Origin of the sequence: Paenarthrobacter sp. DKR-5 (assembly GCF_018531425.1) — a bacterium.
GTDB lineage: Bacteria > Actinomycetota > Actinomycetes > Actinomycetales > Micrococcaceae > DKR-5.
In genome coordinates, this window is record NZ_JAHBOI010000002.1 from 391,385 (window position 1) to 408,409 (window position 17,025).

Genomic DNA, 17,025 nt, shown 5'->3' on the forward strand with positions numbered 1-17,025 from the left:
CGACCGCCCGTCGCCGTCGGCACCGGTTTCCCCCGCATCCGGGCTCCAAGCCAGCCAACCCCGCCCGGCCGGCCCCGCAGGGCCAGCCGCTTTCCGGGCGCCCGTGACCGCAACGCAAGCCCCGGCGCCCGCTTTCCGGGCCCCGGTGGGTGCTGCCCCGGCCCCGGCTGCTCCGGCGTCGGCCGTTCCGGCAGCACCGCCGACGAATGCTGCCGCAAGGCAGCCCGTCGCGGCTGCCCCCGCCCCCGCCACGAGCACGGCGCCGACGGCGCCGGGCAGGAGCGGAACAGCGCCAGGGCAGGCCACACGACCGTCGACCCCGCCGCACCCGTGAGGGTCCGCCGCCCGGGCAAGGCCGCTGTTCCCGCCAGCGTAAGGGCCCATTGGTTCATCCTCACGGCCGTCCTGTTTGCGCTGGGGGTCGCCCTCGCCGTGCAGGGATACATGCATCACCTGGCTGGGATTGCCGATGACTCAGTCCCCGGCGGAGGCTCCTCCGGGACTGTCCCGGCTTCGGTCTCCCGCGGCGGCCCGGTGGTCGACGCTCGGGGCGGAGCCGTCCGCACGGTCTCCCCCGCGGACCACACACTGGCGCTGACATTCGACGACGGCCCGGATCCCGTCTGGACGCCCCGGATCCTCGATGTCCTCCGGAAGCACCATGTCCATGCCACGTTTTTCGTAGTCGGTTCGGCCGCCATCGATAATCCCGATCTCGTCCGCCGCATCCTTGCTGATGGCAATGAGATCGGCGTCCATACCCTGACCCACGCCGACCTTGGAAGTGTCCCACCCTGGCGCCAGCGACTCGAGGTGCAGGGGGACCAGCAGACCATCGCGGGCATCACCGGCCACGCCGCAACGCTCCTGCGGCCGCCGTACAGCTCCGAGAACGACGCCGTCAGGGACGGCACCTGGTCAGCGATGCGCACAGCCGCAGACCAGGGCTACCTCACGGTACTCACCACGAAGGACAGCGAGGACTGGCAGGCGCCCGGCGTCGCCGCGATCGAGCGGAACCTCACCCCGTCCGGCCCCCACGGCCAGGTCCTCCTGATGCACGACGGCGGCGGGGACCGCCACCAGACGGTCGCCGCGCTCGACTCCGCCCTCACGAAGTTCGCTCACCAAGGGTTCAAGGTCACCACGGTGGGCGACGCGGTCGGAATCAAGAGCATGCGGGACGCATCAGCTGGAGAGCAGCTCAGCGGAACCGCGTTCGTGTGGGGAATCCGGCTCAGCGACTTCGTCATCACCGCCATCTCGTGGGCGCTCGTCGCGGCGGGGGCCGTGACAGTCATCCGGGCCTTGCTCGTGGTGGGGTTCGCGGCGCGCCACAGGAGAGCGTCACGCCGCTCGCAGGCGGCCGGCCGCCGCCGACGCCGGGTGGATGTGCCGGTCCGCCAGGAGATTACCGAGCCGGTCAGCGTCATCGTCCCCGCTTACAACGAGTCCGCCGGCATCGAAGCCGCTGTTCGCTCCATCGCCGCTTCGACCCACCCTGTGGAGATCATCGTGGTCGACGACGGGTCGACCGACGGTACCGCGGACATCGTGGAAGCGCTTGGCTTACCCGGCGTCATACTCATCCGAAAGGAGAACGGCGGCAAGCCGTCCGCCTTGAACGCCGGGCTTGTTGCCGCCAGCCACGAGATCGTGGTGATGGTCGACGGTGACACAGTCTTCGAACCGGAGACGGTTCATGCCCTCATCCAGCCCTTCGCCGACCCAGTGGTGGGCGCGATTTCGGGGAACGCGAAAATCGCGAACCGCGGAGGGATCCTCGGAGCCTGGCAGCACATCGAGTACGTCGTCGGCTTCAACTTGGACCGCAGGCTGTTCGACGTCGCGGAGTGCATGCCGACCGTTCCCGGGGCCATTGGCGCCTTCCGCCGGGATGCCCTCCTCCGTGTCGGCGGCGTCAGCGATGACACCCTTGCCGAGGACACGGACTTGACCATGTCGCTGTGCCGCGACGGCTGGCGCGTTGTGTACCAGGACAACGCGAGGGCCTGGACGGAGGCGCCCGAGAGCCTCGGGGCGCTCTGGAAGCAGCGCTACCGTTGGTGCTATGGCACGCTGCAGGCCATGTGGAAGCACCGCGGCGCGGTGCTTCAAGGCGGGGCCGCCGGCAAGCTGGGGCGGCGCGGCCTCGGCTACCTGCTCGTACTGCAGGTGTTGCTGCCACTGTTCGCACCGGTGGTGGACGTCTTCGCCATCTACGGCTTGATCTTCCTTGATCCAGTCCGGATCGGGGTACTCTGGCTCGTTTTCCTTCTCCTTCAGTTCCTCATGGCTGCCTACGCGTTCCGCCTGGACAGTGAACGGCTTCGCCCGCTGTGGACGCTTCCGCTTCAGCAGTTTGTCTACCGGCAGCTCATGTATCTGGTCGTCATCCAGTCGGTGGTCACTGCCCTGGCCGGTGTTCACCTGCGATGGCACCGAATGGAAAGGTACGGCAGCCTGCGCGTCCCGGCCGCCCGGGTCCGCGCGTAGGATCAGGAGGTGAAAAAACAATCCTGCAGTGTCTGCGGCTCTGCCGTGTATTTCGACAATTCAACCTGTTTGCACTGCGGGACCGGCCTTGCCTACCTGCGTCCCTCGCGCGCCATCGTGGCGACCGACAGCCAGGGACGGCACACCGACGCGTCCGGAACCAGTTGGCACCGGTGCGCCAATGCGTCGCTTTCCGGCTGCAACTGGCTTGCGGCGGAAAGTGGCGGCCAGTGTTTCAGCTGTGACCTCACGCGAACCCGACCGAACGACAACGACGCCAAAGGCCTTTCGCAGTTCCATGCCGCGGAGCAGGCCAAGCGCCACCTGGTCGCCGAGCTCGACGAACTGGGCTTGCCCATCGTCACGCGTGCCGAAGACCCCGACGGGGGCCTTGCCTTCGACCTGTTGTCCAGCGTCAAGGAGAAGGTGCTGATCGGACACGCGAACGGCCTCATCACCATCAATCTGGCCGAAAGCGACGACGCCTACCGGGAAAGGATGCGCGCCCAGCTCGACGAGCCCTACCGCACGATGCTCGGCCACTTCCGGCACGAAGTAGGCCACTATTTCGAGACGGTGCTCGTTTTCAGCGATGACTCACGCACGCGCGAGGCACGCCGGCTCTTCGGCGACGACACCAAGGATTACCAGGCGGAGATAGACCGCCACTACAGCGAAGGCGCTCCGGCGGACTGGAACGAACGCTTCATCTCGAAGTACGCCACCATGCATCCCTACGAGGACTTTGCAGAGTCGTTCGCCCACTACCTCCACATTTGCGACACCCTCGACACCGCCCGGGAATTCGGGCTTATCGCATCCGCCCCGGGACGCCGCTCCTTCCGAGAGGTCGTGGAGAACGAATGGCTGCCGTTAGCGATCGCCCTGAACCAGGTGAACCGCAGCATGGGCAAAGAGGACCTCTACCCCTTCATCCTCTCCCCCGTCGTGATCGACAAGCTTGAGTTCGTCCACGGACTGCGCACCGAATCGGCGACGGCCGGCGGCTAATAAGAGATTCCGCGGAACCACTCTGCCCGCGAGGGTCTAGTTTACTCGAACGCTGACCGCAAACCGGCGTTCGACTCCGGGTTGGGTTGAGGGCCTGGACAACCCGCAGCATCCCGGACTCGGCTTGCGTCCCGGCCGCCCGGGTCCGCGCGTAGGACCGGAGAGATTCGTCGCGCTCGGAGGGGCACGGTGACGTCGGTACCTACGTGGCTTCCGTGTCGTAGGGGGCGGCAGTGCCGGGAGCGAGCCGCGCCGCAGGAGTCCCCGGTTCAAGGCTGGCCGCCGCCTCTGGGTCGGGCGTCGATCCGCCGCCCGCGGAAGGTTCCTGGTCCGTGAGGGCATCGCGGATGATGCGGCGCGGGTCGTATTGGCGGGGGTCGAGCCTGCGCCAGTCAACGTCCTCGAAGTCGGGGCCGAGCTCCTCCTTGAGTTGCTGCTGGGCACCGTTGGCCATCCGGCGCACTTCGCGCACCAACTGCCCGAGCTTCGCCGCGTACTCGGGCAGCTTCGTCGGGCCGATCACGAGGGCTCCGATAATCAACAGCACGAAGAACTTCTCGGCATCGATTCCGAACACCGCCGCACCTCCCTTTCCTACCAGTTCCTGAGCAATGTACGTCCCCAACCTTGGGACGCGCCCCGAAAACCTTAACGAGTAGGCTCCGGCCGCGCCGCCTGTGCAGGCGCAGGGGCGGGGCTGCCTTCCGCTGCCGGCTCAGAAACGTCCGCGCTTTCCGCCTGGTGAGAGGCAGCTGGCCGGTCCGGCTCGTGCCGCATCTGCTTGACCTCGGATTTGAAAATCCGCATGGACTGGCCAAGGCTGCGCGCAATGCCAGGCAGTTTCGGTGCTCCGAAAAGCAACAGTGCCACGACGACGATGACGATGATCGGCCAAGGGGATTCAAAGAGACGGCCCACGGGGGCCTCCTTTCGGTGGAGCCCGCAAACCTGCCCGGGCGTGATGGGACACGGGCCGGCCACACGGTCGTGCGCGATCGGTCCGCTGACCGATTCTCGCCATGCGGACTGAACGGAAATCAACGAACCGGCCAACAACTCCCAAACCGGGGCTGGGAACGCGCCAAAAACCGCCGGGGTGTTACGTGGTTCCGGTGGCGGGGATAGTGTCGTGGATGACCGAGTCACGCCCGGCCCATCCGGGAGGAAACGAGGGACGTCATGCCAAACAGCAGGGTCAAGCAGGTCGTGGTCATGGTCCAGGAAAACCACACCACGGACAACTACTTTCGGGGCCTGGCACCGTACGGGGCCAACGTCGCAACTGACTGGCCCGTCCAGGCCAACCCGCCCGCCGCGGACCAGCCCCACGACCGGCACGCCTACTACCGCTGGCTCACCGGAGAGCACACGGCGACCCGCACCCAGTTCGACACCGCGGCAGTGCTCCCGTTCTACGCCTACCTGGCGCTGACCGGGGCGTTCCTGGAAAACCACTGCAGCGGCTTCGGCACCAACTCCACCCCCAACCACCTGCTGATCCTCGGCGGCCAATCCCCCACCCTGCGCAACCCCTCCAGGACCCAGCCGCCGCCATTGTGGGACATGCCCTCAGTTCCGGGCCTGGCAGCCGACAACGGAATCGGGTGGGCCTGCTACACCGGCACCAACAACTACCCGGCCGGGTTCTACAAGCAACTCCACGGCTCCCCGAACCTGATCCCCAACGCACAGTTCACCGCGGACGCCGCCGCCGGGAAACTGCCGCCGCTGACTTATCTCTGGCACGATGCCCCCGAGGATGAACACCCCGCCGCCGACGTCACCATCGGGATGAACAAGATCCGGGAAAGCGTCGACGCCGTCGTCACGGCCGGGGGCTGGGACGAGACGGTATTCCTGCTCACCTGGGACGACTGGGGCGGCTGGGATGACCACGTTGCCACCCCGAACGTCGAACACACCCCCGACGGCGTCCAGCTCGCCTACGGCCCGAGGGTGCCGCTGATCATGTTCGGCGGCGCCGTCAAGCCCGGCATCGACAGCCGCTGGTCCAACCACGCCGGCATCCCCAAAACCGTGATGCAGCTGCTCGGACTGCCCAAACTGGGCGTGGACCGCGTCGACAACAACCCGGGGCTGGCGGACCTGATCGATCCGGCCCGCCATAACCCGGCGCCTCCCGCCCTCGGCGCGCCGATCACCCTCCCGGACCCTCCACAACCACCCCGCAGACCCAACCCGCTGCCCCCGCCGGCCGCCACGGCATCACAACCGGTGCCCCCGGTGGTGCTGCGCGGAGGAGGTGTGCTCCCGCCGCCGGACGATGTTCCCCTCACAACCACGAAGCCCTGAACCGACCCACTTGTTGACACGGCCTTGTTGGCTCGGCCGCTGTCGCTCGCGTCACCATGTGTTCACCTGCCGGAAGCCGCAGACATGCCTGGCCGTCATCCGGCCGCCTGTTGCCGGAGGCATGGTGCTGGCATGAATGATGACAAACAGATATTCCGGCAGGGCCTTTCGCGCCGCGGTTTCTTCACAGCAGCAGGCGCCGCCGGTGCCGCCGCCGCCCTTGCGGGAGCAGCGCCGGCCTCGGCCGCGGACAAATCCTCGGAACTGCCGGACGCGGTAGGCGACCCTGTGACCACACCGGTCGTGAACGGATTGCACCTGCAGTTCGGCACCGACGCTTCCAGTGAAGTCGTGGTGTCATGGCACGCCCTCCAGCCGGTGCGGAACGCTCGGGCATTGCTCGGCGAGAGGGACGGAAGCTACCGCAGAAGCCACAACGCCGTGGAAACCAGCTACACGGACGCCAAATCCGGCCAGATCGTGTACGCATACCACGCGAAGCTCACGGGGCTGGCTGCCTCCCATGACTACCTCTACGCCGCCGTCCACGACGGCGCCCACCCGGAATTCGGCTCCTTCCGTACCGGTCCCCGCGGCCGGGAGGCGTTCACCTTCACCAGCTTCGGCGACCAAGGCACCCCGACACTGGGCAAAAAGTACGCCCCGCCGGCGGGCGTGACGATCGCTAACCCGCCGTGGGTCAACGACAACCTTGGCTCACCCGCCGCAGGCGACATGCCCGCCGGCGTCGAACGCATCCAGCCCCTTTTCCACCTGTTCAACGGCGACCTGTGCTACGCGAACCTGTCCGAGAACCGGGTGCGCACCTGGAGCGATTTCTGGGAGAACAACACCCGGAGCGCACGCCACCGACCCTGGATGCCCGCCGCGGGAAACCACGAGAACGAGCTCGGCAACGGACCGATCGGATACGCTGCCTACCAGACCCACTTCTCCGTTCCCGAACAGCCGGGACAGACCGATGTCACCCGCGGCCTCTGGTACTCCTTCACCGCAGGGTCCGTGCGTGTGATCAGCCTGGCCAACGACGACGTCTGCCTGCAGGACGGCGGCAACAGCTACGTGCGCGGCTACTCCCAAGGCGCGCAGAAGGCGTGGCTGGAGAAGGAACTGGCCGCAGCACGCTCCGACAAGAACGTCGACTGGGTGGTGGTCTGCATGCACCAGGTCGTCATCAGCACCGCAGGGTCCTTCAACGGCGCAGACCTGGGCGTCCGGCAGGAGTGGGTGCCGCTGTTCGACAAGTACGGCGTCGATCTGGTCGTCTGCGGCCACGAACACCACTACGAACGCTCCCACCCCATCCGCGGCCAGCAGTCCAACGCTACGCTGACGCCCGTTCCGGCCGACACCCGCTCCGACGTCATCGACACGACCAAGGGAACCGTACACATGGTGCTCGGCGGGGGCGGCACCTCCGTGCCCTCCAACGAACTGTTCTACAACCCGCCGTCGTGCCGGGTCATCACGGCCGTCGGTCCGGTCAACCCCGCAACCAACAAGCGGCCAGCGGTCTACATCCAGGAGGACGCACCGTGGTCGGCGAAACGGGACGCGGCGAACTCCTACGGATTCGCAGCTTTTACGGTCGACCCAGGGAGCGAGCCCGGCGGGACAACGAAGCTGCAGGTGACGTACTACAACGTCCTCGGTCCCGAGGGCCAGCTCGCCGCCTTCGAATCCTTCACACTGCAGCGGCCGCGCACTGACGCTGCCGAAGGAATGGGAGCCCGGAACAACCACGGCCGCAAAGGCTGACTTCGCGCCCGACCAGAACCTGAAGCGGCGTTGATCTGGCTGCAAGTATCGGTGCTTGATTCCAGGAAATGGGCGGTCCAGCTACAAAAGCTGCAGCTGGACCGCCCAGTCGTCGCCTCCTGCGAATGTATTGTGCCCGAGGTGGGACTCGAACTGCATTCCCGGCCTTGAAAACACTGGAGAGCCGCGCAAACATGCGGAATCCGGAGCAGTCCAAAGGCATTACGAGGCAGTCCGCGACGAAAAGTGTGGACATTGTCCACGCGCTCAGAAGGGGTAGTTCAGAGGCAGGTTCGAGCCACAAGCAGGTCCACTACCGGTGTCGAAAACAAGCAGAGAGTGCGCAAAAGGAGCCGCCTGCAGAGAAACCCGCCTTTTCGCAGGCACGGCAGCCGGGATGGTGCTTACAGTCCGGCGCGACTTGACGGCCGAAAACGACAATGCGCAACGTGAGCACATCCTAGTGCGCTACCAGCGCTGGCCGCCCGGCGGGACAGCTTGGAGGGGCGTTCATATTTGTGGCTGGGGGGTGTGCGGTGGTCAGGGCAGCGCTTAGACGGCGGCCTTGGAGTCGGCATCGATGGGGAACATCTGGCCGGAGATGGTGCGGGCGTGCGGGCCTGCGAGGAACAGGATCAGGGCGGCGATGTCGTCCGGGTTGATGAACTTCTTCACGGACTGGTTGGCCATCGCGGAGTTGATTTCTTCCTGGACGCTGCGGCCGGAGACGGAAGCGCGGCCTTCGAAGACGCTCATGATGCGGGGGCCGTCCACGGCACCCGGGCGGATGGTGTTCGAGGTGATGCCGAACGGGCCAAGCTCCATGGCGAGGGTTTTGGCGAAGCCGACCAGGCCCCACTTCGTGGTGGAGTAGGCAACCCGGTTGGGGTACCCGAAGCGTCCGGCCAGGGAGGACATGGTGATGATGGACGCGGCATCGGATTTCTTTAGCAGCGGGATGGCCTGCTGGGTCACATTGAATGTCCCCTGAAGGTTCACGCCGACGACGGCGGCGAACGCGGCGGCGTCGTATTCCTCTACCGGGGCCGTGGGGCCGGCGACGCCGGCGTTGTTGACCAGCACGTCCAGCCCGCCGAGTTTTTTCCCGACATCAGCGAACAGGGAGGCGACGGCGTCAGGATTGCTGACGTCTGTGACGGATCCGGTGATGTTCTCGAATTCGCCGGTGACGGCCTTGACGGCGGAGGCGTCGATGTCGGCGATGTGGACCTGGGCGCCGACGGCAGTGAAGGCCTTGGCGGTGGCCAGGCCGATCCCGTTGGCTCCGGCGGTGATAAGTACGCGTTGTGACATTGCTGTTTCCTCGTCGGTAGTTGGGGCAGGCTCAGGCTCCGTCGAGGCCAAGCAGCCGGATGGCGTTCTCGCGCATGATCAGCGGCCTGACTTCGGGCTTGATGGCCAGTTTTTCAAAATCGGCGATCCAGCGGCCCGGTGGGATCATCGGGTAGTCGGAGCCGAACAGGACTTTGGTCCGCAGGAGTGAGTTGGCGTACTGCACCAGCTGCGGCGGGAAGTATTTCGGGGACCAGCCGGAGAGGTCGACGTAGACGTTGGTGTGCCGCGCCGCGACGGCCAGTGCCTCGTCCTGCCAGGGAAACGACGGGTGGGCCATGATGATCTTCAGGTCCGGGAAATCCACGGCCACGTCATCGAGCACAATCGGGTTGGAGTATTTCAACCGGATTCCGCCCGAGCCTGGCATTCCGGACCCGATTCCGCTCTGTCCCGTGTGGAACAGCGCGGGAACCCCCAGTTCCTGCATGGCCTCGTAGAGGGGGTAGGCCACTTGATCGTTCGGGAAGAATCCTTGCAGGTTGGGGTGGAATTTGAAGCCTTTGACTCCGAATTCCTCAACGAGGATTTTCGCTTCCCGGACGCCGTCTTCCCCGCGGGCGGGGTTGATACTGGCGAAGGGAATGAGGACGTCCGGGTGCGCGGCAGCCTGGGTGGCAATCTCCCGGTTGGAGATGGGTGGGTGCCCGGTCTGTGATTCGTGGTCAACGGTGAAGACGACGGCGGCCATGTTGCGTTCGCGGTAGTGCGCGGCCACGCTGTCAACGTTCAGCGGTTCGTGTGAGGTGCCGAAATGCTTGCGGGCGGCTTCGCGGAAGTCCTCAGGCATGTCGGTGTGGCCGTGGCCGTCGGCTTCGATATGGACGTGCATGTCGATGGCGACGAGGTCGGGAATATTCATGGGATTTGCGTTCCTGGTGGTAGTCATGCGGCGAATGCTTCCTTGATGAGCCGTACTGTCTCGCCGACATCATCGGGCCTCACCAGCACGCCTGGGTCCAGGGCATCGCCCAGCACGGCGCCCTGGATGACGCGCTTGAGTGGGATTTCGAGCCGCTTTCCTGAGGGGTTGCGTGGAATGCTGGGGACGAAGACGACGTCGTCGGGAACGTGGCGGGGCGACAGTTCCGTCCGCAGGGCACGTCAAGCCCGCAACGGGCCCCTCGTAGTTTCCGGATGTTAGGTGGATTTGTCATGGCTGATCTGTTGAAGTGGTCCCCGCTGGAAACCTCACGCTGGACCGCGCCGTTCGAGATGCTCCGCCGCGGACCGTTCGAGCTGCTCGATTCCATGGAACGCATGTTCGGCCCCGTGAGTGAAGCGGGATCGATTCGGGTCGAGGAGTTCGTGGATGACAAGACGTTGGTGGTCCGCGCCGACATGCCCGGGGTGGATCCCGATAAGGACATCGATGTGTCCGTGTCCGACGGCGTCCTGCACATCAGCGCCCAGCGGCAGGAAAAAACTGAGCAGAAGGATAAGGACCGGTACCGCTCCGAATTCCGGTACGGTTCCTTCTCCCGCGACATCCCGATCCCCGAGGGCGTTAAGGACGAGGACATCAAAGCCTCCTACAAGGACGGCGTCCTTGAAGTCAGGACCCCCCTCCCGGACGGCGCCGATGCACCTGCAAAAAAGAAACTGCAGATCACCCGCAGCTAGGGACTCTGCAGGCATGCGCGCCAACAGCCGGCACGCCGGCGCCGGGCGCACCCGATGATCAGGCAGCACTGGGACCAGCTGGGCCCTGGCACCCGCCGCTGGCTCCTCGGGCACCCCGGGATCATGATCCTCCCGCGCCGCATCACCACGGCCGTCGCGGCGGCAACGGGAGTGGCCGGACAGGTGGACCCCCACGGCGAAATCCAACTGGACGAAGACGACATCCGGTTCATCCTCAACCAGGCCCACAGCGCCTCAGCTGCCGCGGGCGGCCAGCATTTCTTCGACGCCGTACGACCCGGCCAGGCTGACCGGGCCACGGACGACACCAGGCACCGACCCCGGGCACACCCGGGTCACGAAAAACCCTGATGACACTGCCTGCCGAGGAGAGCACTGACCGGGCTGCCCGTCGCGGCCAGGCCGCTGGGCGGAGCCGGTGGCGGGAGCCGGTGACGGGACCCGGTCGGGGCTTCCATCACGGCAGCCGCCGCCGGGTGTGTGGCCGCTGCCGTGTTCCGGGTGCTGGCCGGCACCGGCCTGCCCCTCGTCGCTGGGCGGACCGGCATCCCTGATCAGCCTCACCCTGGGGTGCCTGTTGTTCCTGCTCCCCGGCGCCGGGGTTCTCGTGCCCTTGGCGGCTGCGGCATCCTTCCTCCTCAAACGCGCCTCGGGGCGCAGACCAGCAAAATAATCCCGCAAACACGTTGACCCCGGCCCGGCCACAGGCGACCATGGAATGGCTTGATGAATTAATTATTTCATCAAGCCGCTATCGGTGTGCTGGGCGCCCTCCGACAGACGAGCAGGACCAGGGGATATGCATGGCCGGCACATTCGAAATCTTCACGGACCGCGACTCACAGTTCCGTTTCCGGCTCGCCAGCGACGACGGCAACGTCCTGGCCATCTCCGGCGGCTACGAGCAGAAAGTGCACGCAGTCACTGCCATCACAGCCGTGCGGGAGAACGCAGCCATGGCACACATCACCGACCTCACCGACCTGCGTATGCTCAACCCGGCCGAAGCCGATGACACCGCCCGCACGAAGGCGGGCCCGGACCGCCTGACCCGCAACCCGCACCCGCACCCGCACCCGGGCACCCTCCGCCTGGTGCGGGGCAGCTGACCCGTCCCCCTCCTGCCTCGTAATCTTCCCCGGCCTTGACAGGCCCAGGCGCGCCATGCCCGCCACCGACATTCTGAAACCACCCGCCACCAACCCCACGTACGCGGAGAGAACACTATGCCTCACAAACTTAAAGTCGTCGTGCGTCTCGACATGGACCTGCGTTCCGCGCTCATCGAAGTGCGCGGAATCGTCACCAGCAGAAATGTACGTGCCCTGTATGCCATCGCCCGCCGGACAAACGCCATGGTCCCGCACGTAATCCTCGTCGTGGACCTGCGCTACGCGGTCGTGCAGGCGGAACCCCTGGACGAACTGACCACGAGCTCCCGTACCGGCCGCCTCCCCGCCGGCAGCGACCCTTTCAACGCGCCCTGCGAGCTACGGCTTCTCGAACCGGCGGCCGCCTAAAGGAAGGTTAAGTCCGGCCTTCCTCCGATTACGTGGGAACTGTTCCGGGCACGGGATCTTCAAGGGAAGCCTCGGGGCAGGTCCCCCGTAAGGTAATGCTGCACGGCCGGAGCGATCATCCGGACGATTTCGTCGTGGCCGGCGGCGGCCAGCGGGTCCAGCCTGATGAGGTACCGGACGATAATCAGCCCGCTCAGCTCGCTGGCCACGAGCGACCCGCGGAGCCGGACCGTGTCCGGGTCGCCCTCGACGTCCTGCATCACCGGCCCCAGGATGCGCCGTCGCAAGATTTCCCTCATCAGCCCCGCGCCCGGCCCGATGGCTTTGCCGGCAAGGGCGACCAGCCCAGGTTGCGCCGGTGAATCCCATACCCGCAGCAGCGTGCGTACGACGGCTTCCGCGCGAAGACCCGGTTCCGTCACAGCGACGTCCGCCAGTTCCTGTTCCGGATTGATCGGCAGCTCCACGCACGCCGCCAGGAGGTCCGCCCTCCGCGGAAAAAACTGCCCGACCACGGACTCACCCACACCGGCAGCCCGCGCTATTTGGCGGTAATCCGCTGTTTCGAGCCCGTTGGCCGCGAACACGGTCCGCGCCGCCTCCAGGATCCTCTGCCGGGCACCCCCGTGCCGGCCTGCCCCTGAACCCCCGAACCTGGTCCTGCCTGGTTCTTCCATGACAACACCGCCTTTCCCGGTCCTTGAGGGCGCGACCATCCGGCTGCAGACACCGCGCCCCGGAGCCCCGAGGCCATGCTTCCCGGGCGCCGCAGGACGGCACAGAGCCGTATGGCCCCCAAACGCGGGCCCGCGGCGGGTGACCTTCTCCCCTGTTTGCCACACGCAAGGAGGTATCCACTGAAGATGTGCCCGGGTCCGGGAAAAGGGGTAAAGGGGAAACCGGCCCGGGTCCCCATAGTCACAGTGAGCGCCGCCGCACCAGGCCCGAAACGGCCCCGCCCCGGTGACAATTCCCGCCGAAGACCAGGGCGCCCCACCCTAGGAGGATGGTCTGAAATGAAGAAATGGACTCGATGGCAGGACTGGATCGCAGCCGCTGCCGGACTCTATACGGTGCTCGCCGTACTCTGGACGACACATGCCGGCCTCTCCATGGCCCTCATGCTCGTTTTCGGGGCACTGCTGATCATCGGCGGCCTAGTGAACCTCGCCATGCCCGGAACCCCCACCGTGGAATGGGCCCAGGCGGTCGCCGGCGCCCTGCTGTTCCTCGCACCCTGGGCCGGCTCCTACGCCAGCTACCCCGGACCCGCATGGACCTCCTGGATAGCCGGAGCAATCGCCGCGATCGTCACAGCGACCGCGATCAGGCCCAGCATGGACGAACACCACCGCATCATGCCCTCCCACTAAAAAAACCCGAGAGTAACGCACGGCGTGGGGAGTATGAGGGCGGTTGCCCGGCCCGAAACAGGCCCGGGCAACCGCCGTGGAACTCATACCCTTCGCAGCTCCCTCCCGGCATCGACGCCCGTAAGAACGGGAAGACTACCGACGGGGGGGCCGCTGCAGCGGAGCAGGAAGGAACAGGACGATGGGACGACTCGACGGGAAGGTGGCGTTGATCAGCGGGGCAGCCCGCGACCCGCTGACTGGGCCAACGCCGTCACCGACGCCCTGACCGCATTCGGTATCCTCAACGTCCGGGTGAACAACGCCGGGATCGTCGACTTCGGGCGCATCGACAGCTACACCCATGAACAATGGGCGCGCATCATCGACATCAACCTCACCGGCGTCTTCAACGGCATCAAAGCATCAGTCCACGCCCTGGCCGCCAACAGCCGGGCATCCATCATCAACCTTTCCTCCATCGCAGGGCTGCGCGGATACGAACAGCTCCCCGGCTACACCGCATCAAAATTCGGGTCCGCGGGCTCACCAAGTCCGCAGCACTGGACCTTGGGGCCGCCGGAATCCGGGTCAACTCCGTCCACCCCGGCGTCATCGACACCCCCATGACCCACGGCATGAGCTTCGACACCGGCCACGTCCCCCTGCACCGCATCGGCAAGCCCGAGGAAATCGCCGCCCTCCTCGTCTACCTCGCCTCCGACGAAGCCGGCTACGTCACCGGCGGCGAAACCGCCGGCACCGTCACCTGAGAACCCCTAGGGCTGCCAGAGGGCACGAAACACGGGAAGACAATCAATGAGCGAGCAACCAGCACCAGCGCCGGACGAGAACCAGGCAGGGACCCCTGGAGAAGCTGCCGGGGGAACTGCCGAGTGTCCTTACTGCAGGGAAACGATCAAAGCGGGGGCGGTGATCTGCAAACACTGCGGTTCCTATCTCGGCGCCGCCGCATCCGAACACCAGGGACTGTGCCCCTACTGCAAAGAGAGCATCAAACCAGGTGCAACAGTCTGCAAACACTGCCGGTCACGCCTGGGCCCGGAGGCGAACTTCGACCGGGGATGGGGACACGGCTACGGACGCACCGGATGGCGTGGACGGCTGCCGGACCCAATGGGGTGGCACCACGGCGAACACCACCGGCACTGGTAAATTACCCCCAACCACCGCTGCACCACCAGATAGACGGACCCCGAGCCGGGCACGCCGGCGAGCGGCGGGCCGCGGCGGCGGGCCGCGGCGGCGGGCCGCGGCGGCGGGCCTCATCCCGATCAACGTGCTGCTGCCCAGCATTCCGACGGTGCGGTGAACAATCCGGGTGGCGCGCAGGCGTACGCCTCGGCCCGGCTCAGCGCCACGGCTGGGGCGGAGACCAGATGTCCTGCCTGCTCAAGCTCTGGAGCCAGGAATCGCGCTGGATGACCCACACCACCAGCCCCTCCAGCGGGGCCCACGGCGTGGCCGAGGCCCCGCCGCCAGACAAATATTCCTCCACCGGCTCGGACTGGCTGACGAACTACCGCACCCAGATCGACTGGGGACTGGGTTATATCGAGGGCCGCTACGGATCTCCCTGCGGAGTCTGGGACCACGAGACCTCCAACAACTGGTACTGACCCCCAAACGGTCACACCACACATTCGGGTCAGATTAGGTAACACCCCAATTTGACGGTCCCCCACTTGGCTTTTCGAGGTCCGTCGCCTTATCCGGCGGTGAGGGGGTAGTCGGCTTTCTCGCCGGAGAGGACCTTGATGACTTGGTTCGTTGCTTTCCGTTGTGATTCTGTGATGGCTTCTTCTGAGTAGTAAGCGGTGTGTGGGCTTACCAGCAGGTTGGGCACGTCTATCAGGAGGCCGGGGTCAACGGGCTCGGTGGGGAAGGTATCCAGTCCGGCGCCTCCCAGGCGGTCTGCGCGAAGGGCTGCGATCAGATCTTCGAGCACGACGAGGGGTCCGCGGGCCACGTTCACGACAATGGCTCGCTCAGGCAGACGGGCGATAGTGTCGGCGTTGATGATTCCGCGTGTTTCCGCTGTGAGCGGGGCATGGAGGAACAGTAGGTCGGACTGCCCGAGGAGTTCGTCCATTTCAACACCGTTGACGGTGGAGGGCAGGTCGGTCGCATAAGGGTCGTGGGCAACGATGCGGCAGCCGAAGGTGGCCATGGTGGACGCAACTCTGCGTCCGATCCTGCCAAAACCGAGGAATCCGGCGGTAAGCGTCGAGAGCCGGTGGATGGGGCGGACGGAAGCGACTCCCCACTCCCCCGCACGGGTTGAAGCATCGGCGTCGTGGAGCCGGCGGTGGAGGGAAAGTGCCATCGCAATGGCATGCTCAGCTACTTCCTCCACACAGTAGTCGGGAACATTGGTGACCATGATTCCCCGCGAGGCAGCGGACGCCAGGTCGATGTTGTCGACGCCGATGCCGTATCGAGCAATGATTTTGGCGTTCTTCATGGTGGACAGCACCTCCTCGGGCAAGGGCTGATAGGTCGTCAGGACGGCGTCCGCATCAGCGAGGTGGTGCCTGAGGTCTTCCGGTGTGGAGGCGATGACCAGCTCATGTCCTGCTTCGCTCAACAGTGCACGTTCGGTCTCGACACTTGGAAACACCTGGTCGGTGAGCAGGACTTTCATGATTTCTCCATTTTTCTGTCTCGTTCGTCAGGTTGCGGTGTTTCGGGGGATTTCCGCTTCTCGTATGCGTCGAGCAGCCGGTGCCGCGAATTCTCGATGTGCTTCTTCATCAGTGCCGCCGCAGTCTCGGGGGCTCGGTTCTTGATCGCCGCGAGAATCTGCTCGTGTTCCCTCAGTGCTTGGGCGGTTCCCTGGGTGTTGAACTGCAGGCGGAAGAGGTGAAGGTGGCCGTGGAGCGCTGAGAGGCTTTCATGTACGAGGGCGTTCCCGCCGCACGAGGCAATGAATTCGTGAAACTCTGCGTCCTGCTGCGCGAACGAAGCGTAGGACCCACGGCCAGAGTGGCGCGTCATTTCACCGGTCATGTTTTCGAGCGCCTTGAGTTGAGCATCGGAGGCCAGTTGAGCACAGCGGGTCGCCGCGAACGGTTCAAGCAAGAGGCGCATCTCATACAGATCTTCGAACTGGCGGCGGCTCATCCGCTCGGCGGCGCGGTATCCCACTAGGTGTGTCTTGGTGACCAGCCCTTGGGCTTCCAACCGCAGCAACGCTTCCCTGATCGGGGTCTGGGACACCCCCAGGGTGCGCGAAAGCCGGTCGATCATAATCCGCGAGCCCGGCTCGATCGACCCGGAGAGCAGCTCGTTCAGCAACGTGTCGTATACCCCGTCCCCCAATCGTCCCAACCGCCGGCTGCCTCCTCCCAAAGACGGTTGGTCCGGTTCGACACCTGCATGATCTAGATCACGTTTATCTCTTGACATGGCCGAACCTTTCCTCAAGTATCTACACATTGGATCGTATCGGATCTGATTTTTCAAGAGCTTCCACACACAACCGGCACTGCCCTGACGAGAAGCAATGTGGTGTCCAGGGTGCATGGGCCGCTGCG

The 17,025-nt window shown here is 65.6% G+C and carries 18 protein-coding genes and 1 pseudogene; 12 read left to right on the forward strand and 7 right to left on the reverse strand.

Going from position 1 to position 17,025, the window contains the following annotated elements; translation table 11 throughout:
* Positions 1 to 444: 444 nt before the first annotated feature.
* Positions 445 to 2,496, forward strand: coding sequence for a bifunctional polysaccharide deacetylase/glycosyltransferase family 2 protein (locus KIH31_RS05220; RefSeq protein WP_250545490.1), 2,052 nt, complete (start codon positions 445 to 447; stop codon positions 2,494 to 2,496).
* A 9-nt stretch (positions 2,497 to 2,505) separates the two neighbouring features.
* On the forward strand, positions 2,506 to 3,507 hold the full coding sequence (locus tag KIH31_RS05225) for a putative zinc-binding metallopeptidase (RefSeq protein WP_214426016.1): 1,002 nt from the start codon (positions 2,506 to 2,508) through the stop codon (positions 3,505 to 3,507).
* 202 nt (positions 3,508 to 3,709) lie between these two features.
* Here the strand turns inward: KIH31_RS05225 and KIH31_RS05230 are convergent, their stop codons facing one another.
* The gene (locus KIH31_RS05230; RefSeq protein WP_214426017.1) at positions 3,710 to 4,084 is read right to left on the reverse strand and encodes a twin-arginine translocase TatA/TatE family subunit; all 375 of its coding nucleotides are present in this window, start codon (positions 4,082 to 4,084) and stop codon (positions 3,710 to 3,712) included.
* 71 nt (positions 4,085 to 4,155) lie between these two features.
* On the reverse strand, positions 4,156 to 4,425 hold the full coding sequence (gene tatA, locus KIH31_RS05235) for a Sec-independent protein translocase subunit TatA (protein ID WP_214426018.1): 270 nt from the start codon (positions 4,423 to 4,425) through the stop codon (positions 4,156 to 4,158).
* A gap of 261 nt (positions 4,426 to 4,686) precedes the next feature.
* Here tatA and KIH31_RS05240 point away from each other — a divergent pair, with 261 nt between their 5' ends.
* Together KIH31_RS05240 and KIH31_RS05245 are read left to right on the forward strand one after the other, a co-directional pair.
* The gene (locus KIH31_RS05240; protein ID WP_214426019.1) at positions 4,687 to 5,820 is read left to right on the forward strand and encodes an alkaline phosphatase family protein; all 1,134 of its coding nucleotides are present in this window, start codon (positions 4,687 to 4,689) and stop codon (positions 5,818 to 5,820) included.
* Positions 5,821 to 5,952: 132 nt separating this feature from the next.
* Positions 5,953 to 7,599, forward strand: a complete 1,647-nt coding sequence (locus KIH31_RS05245) for a metallophosphoesterase family protein (protein ID WP_214426020.1) — start codon at positions 5,953 to 5,955, stop codon at positions 7,597 to 7,599.
* A gap of 552 nt (positions 7,600 to 8,151) precedes the next feature.
* Here KIH31_RS05245 and fabG read toward each other — a convergent pair.
* Both fabG and KIH31_RS05255 read right to left on the reverse strand, forming a co-directional pair.
* Positions 8,152 to 8,913, reverse strand: coding sequence for a 3-oxoacyl-ACP reductase FabG (gene fabG, locus KIH31_RS05250; RefSeq protein WP_214426021.1), 762 nt, complete (start codon positions 8,911 to 8,913; stop codon positions 8,152 to 8,154).
* A gap of 31 nt (positions 8,914 to 8,944) precedes the next feature.
* Entirely contained in the window at positions 8,945 to 9,814 is an 870-nt protein-coding gene (locus KIH31_RS05255; protein ID WP_214426022.1) for an amidohydrolase family protein, read from the reverse strand.
* Positions 9,815 to 10,107: 293 nt separating this feature from the next.
* Between KIH31_RS05255 and KIH31_RS05260 the strand changes: the two genes are divergently transcribed.
* The 4 genes from KIH31_RS05260 to KIH31_RS05275 all read left to right on the forward strand — a co-directional run bounded on the left by KIH31_RS05260 (position 10,108) and on the right by KIH31_RS05275 (position 12,116).
* Positions 10,108 to 10,575, forward strand: coding sequence for an Hsp20/alpha crystallin family protein (locus KIH31_RS05260; protein WP_214426023.1), 468 nt, complete (start codon positions 10,108 to 10,110; stop codon positions 10,573 to 10,575).
* 54 nt (positions 10,576 to 10,629) lie between these two features.
* Positions 10,630 to 10,947 (forward strand): hypothetical protein, encoded by a 318-nt coding sequence (locus tag KIH31_RS05265; protein ID WP_214426024.1) that lies wholly within the window; start codon positions 10,630 to 10,632, stop codon positions 10,945 to 10,947.
* A 452-nt stretch (positions 10,948 to 11,399) separates the two neighbouring features.
* Positions 11,400 to 11,705 carry a DUF1508 domain-containing protein gene (locus tag KIH31_RS05270; protein ID WP_214426025.1) on the forward strand — a complete coding sequence of 102 codons (306 nt, stop codon included), beginning with the start codon at positions 11,400 to 11,402 and terminating at the stop codon, positions 11,703 to 11,705.
* Positions 11,706 to 11,822: 117 nt separating this feature from the next.
* The gene (locus KIH31_RS05275; protein ID WP_214426026.1) at positions 11,823 to 12,116 is read left to right on the forward strand and encodes a hypothetical protein; all 294 of its coding nucleotides are present in this window, start codon (positions 11,823 to 11,825) and stop codon (positions 12,114 to 12,116) included.
* A 59-nt stretch (positions 12,117 to 12,175) separates the two neighbouring features.
* Here KIH31_RS05275 and KIH31_RS05280 read toward each other — a convergent pair whose 3' ends face one another.
* The gene (locus KIH31_RS05280) at positions 12,176 to 12,793 is read right to left on the reverse strand and encodes a TetR/AcrR family transcriptional regulator (RefSeq protein ID WP_214426027.1); all 618 of its coding nucleotides are present in this window, start codon (positions 12,791 to 12,793) and stop codon (positions 12,176 to 12,178) included.
* A 339-nt stretch (positions 12,794 to 13,132) separates the two neighbouring features.
* Here KIH31_RS05280 and KIH31_RS05285 point away from each other — a divergent pair, with 339 nt between their 5' ends.
* The 4 genes and pseudogenes from KIH31_RS05285 to KIH31_RS05300 all read left to right on the forward strand — a co-directional run bounded on the left by KIH31_RS05285 (position 13,133) and on the right by KIH31_RS05300 (position 15,108).
* Positions 13,133 to 13,489: an SPW repeat protein gene (locus tag KIH31_RS05285; RefSeq protein WP_214426028.1), complete on the forward strand. Its 357-nt coding sequence runs from the start codon at positions 13,133 to 13,135 to the stop codon at positions 13,487 to 13,489.
* Positions 13,490 to 13,522: 33 nt separating this feature from the next.
* A pseudogene (locus KIH31_RS05290) lies at positions 13,523 to 14,241 on the forward strand (SDR family oxidoreductase).
* 46 nt (positions 14,242 to 14,287) lie between these two features.
* A complete protein-coding gene (locus tag KIH31_RS18465) occupies positions 14,288 to 14,644 on the forward strand; it encodes a zinc ribbon domain-containing protein (protein WP_374224848.1) in 357 nt (118 codons plus the stop codon).
* A gap of 224 nt (positions 14,645 to 14,868) precedes the next feature.
* Positions 14,869 to 15,108 carry a hypothetical protein gene (locus KIH31_RS05300; RefSeq protein ID WP_214426030.1) on the forward strand — a complete coding sequence of 80 codons (240 nt, stop codon included), beginning with the start codon at positions 14,869 to 14,871 and terminating at the stop codon, positions 15,106 to 15,108.
* Between the two features lie 89 nt (positions 15,109 to 15,197).
* On the opposite strand, the gene KIH31_RS05305 is transcribed toward KIH31_RS05300, so the two are convergent.
* Together KIH31_RS05305 and KIH31_RS05310 are read right to left on the reverse strand one after the other, a co-directional pair.
* Entirely contained in the window at positions 15,198 to 16,133 is a 936-nt protein-coding gene (locus tag KIH31_RS05305; protein ID WP_214426031.1) for a C-terminal binding protein, read from the reverse strand.
* Positions 16,130 to 17,014 (reverse strand): GntR family transcriptional regulator, encoded by an 885-nt coding sequence (locus KIH31_RS05310; protein ID WP_307857550.1) that lies wholly within the window; start codon positions 17,012 to 17,014, stop codon positions 16,130 to 16,132. Before KIH31_RS05310 ends, KIH31_RS05305 begins: the two co-directional genes overlap by 4 nt.
* Positions 17,015 to 17,025 lie beyond the last annotated feature (11 nt).

Excerpts from the sequence above, each read along its gene's own strand:
- KIH31_RS05300 (WP_214426030.1), top strand. The coding sequence starts at position 14,869 with ATGTCCTGCCTGCTCAAGCTCTGGAGCCAGGAATCGCGCTGGATGACC.
- KIH31_RS05275 (WP_214426026.1), top strand. The coding sequence starts at position 11,823 with ATGCCTCACAAACTTAAAGTCGTCGTGCGTCTCGACATGGACCTGCGT.
- KIH31_RS05255 (WP_214426022.1), bottom strand. The coding sequence starts at position 9,814 with ATGAATATTCCCGACCTCGTCGCCATCGACATGCACGTCCATATCGAA.
- KIH31_RS05305 (WP_214426031.1), bottom strand. The coding sequence starts at position 16,133 with ATGAAAGTCCTGCTCACCGACCAGGTGTTTCCAAGTGTCGAGACCGAA.
- KIH31_RS05260 (WP_214426023.1), top strand. The coding sequence starts at position 10,108 with ATGGCTGATCTGTTGAAGTGGTCCCCGCTGGAAACCTCACGCTGGACC.
- KIH31_RS05240 (WP_214426019.1), top strand. The coding sequence starts at position 4,687 with ATGCCAAACAGCAGGGTCAAGCAGGTCGTGGTCATGGTCCAGGAAAAC.
- KIH31_RS05285 (WP_214426028.1), top strand. The coding sequence starts at position 13,133 with ATGAAGAAATGGACTCGATGGCAGGACTGGATCGCAGCCGCTGCCGGA.
- KIH31_RS05220 (WP_250545490.1), top strand. The coding sequence starts at position 445 with ATGCATCACCTGGCTGGGATTGCCGATGACTCAGTCCCCGGCGGAGGC.
- KIH31_RS05270 (WP_214426025.1), top strand. The coding sequence starts at position 11,400 with ATGGCCGGCACATTCGAAATCTTCACGGACCGCGACTCACAGTTCCGT.
- KIH31_RS05245 (WP_214426020.1), top strand. The coding sequence starts at position 5,953 with ATGAATGATGACAAACAGATATTCCGGCAGGGCCTTTCGCGCCGCGGT.
- fabG (WP_214426021.1), bottom strand. The coding sequence starts at position 8,913 with ATGTCACAACGCGTACTTATCACCGCCGGAGCCAACGGGATCGGCCTG.
- KIH31_RS05280 (WP_214426027.1), bottom strand. The coding sequence starts at position 12,793 with ATGGAAGAACCAGGCAGGACCAGGTTCGGGGGTTCAGGGGCAGGCCGG.
- KIH31_RS05265 (WP_214426024.1), top strand. The coding sequence starts at position 10,630 with ATGATCAGGCAGCACTGGGACCAGCTGGGCCCTGGCACCCGCCGCTGG.
- KIH31_RS05310 (WP_307857550.1), bottom strand. The coding sequence starts at position 17,014 with ATGCACCCTGGACACCACATTGCTTCTCGTCAGGGCAGTGCCGGTTGT.
- KIH31_RS18465 (WP_374224848.1), top strand. The coding sequence starts at position 14,288 with ATGAGCGAGCAACCAGCACCAGCGCCGGACGAGAACCAGGCAGGGACC.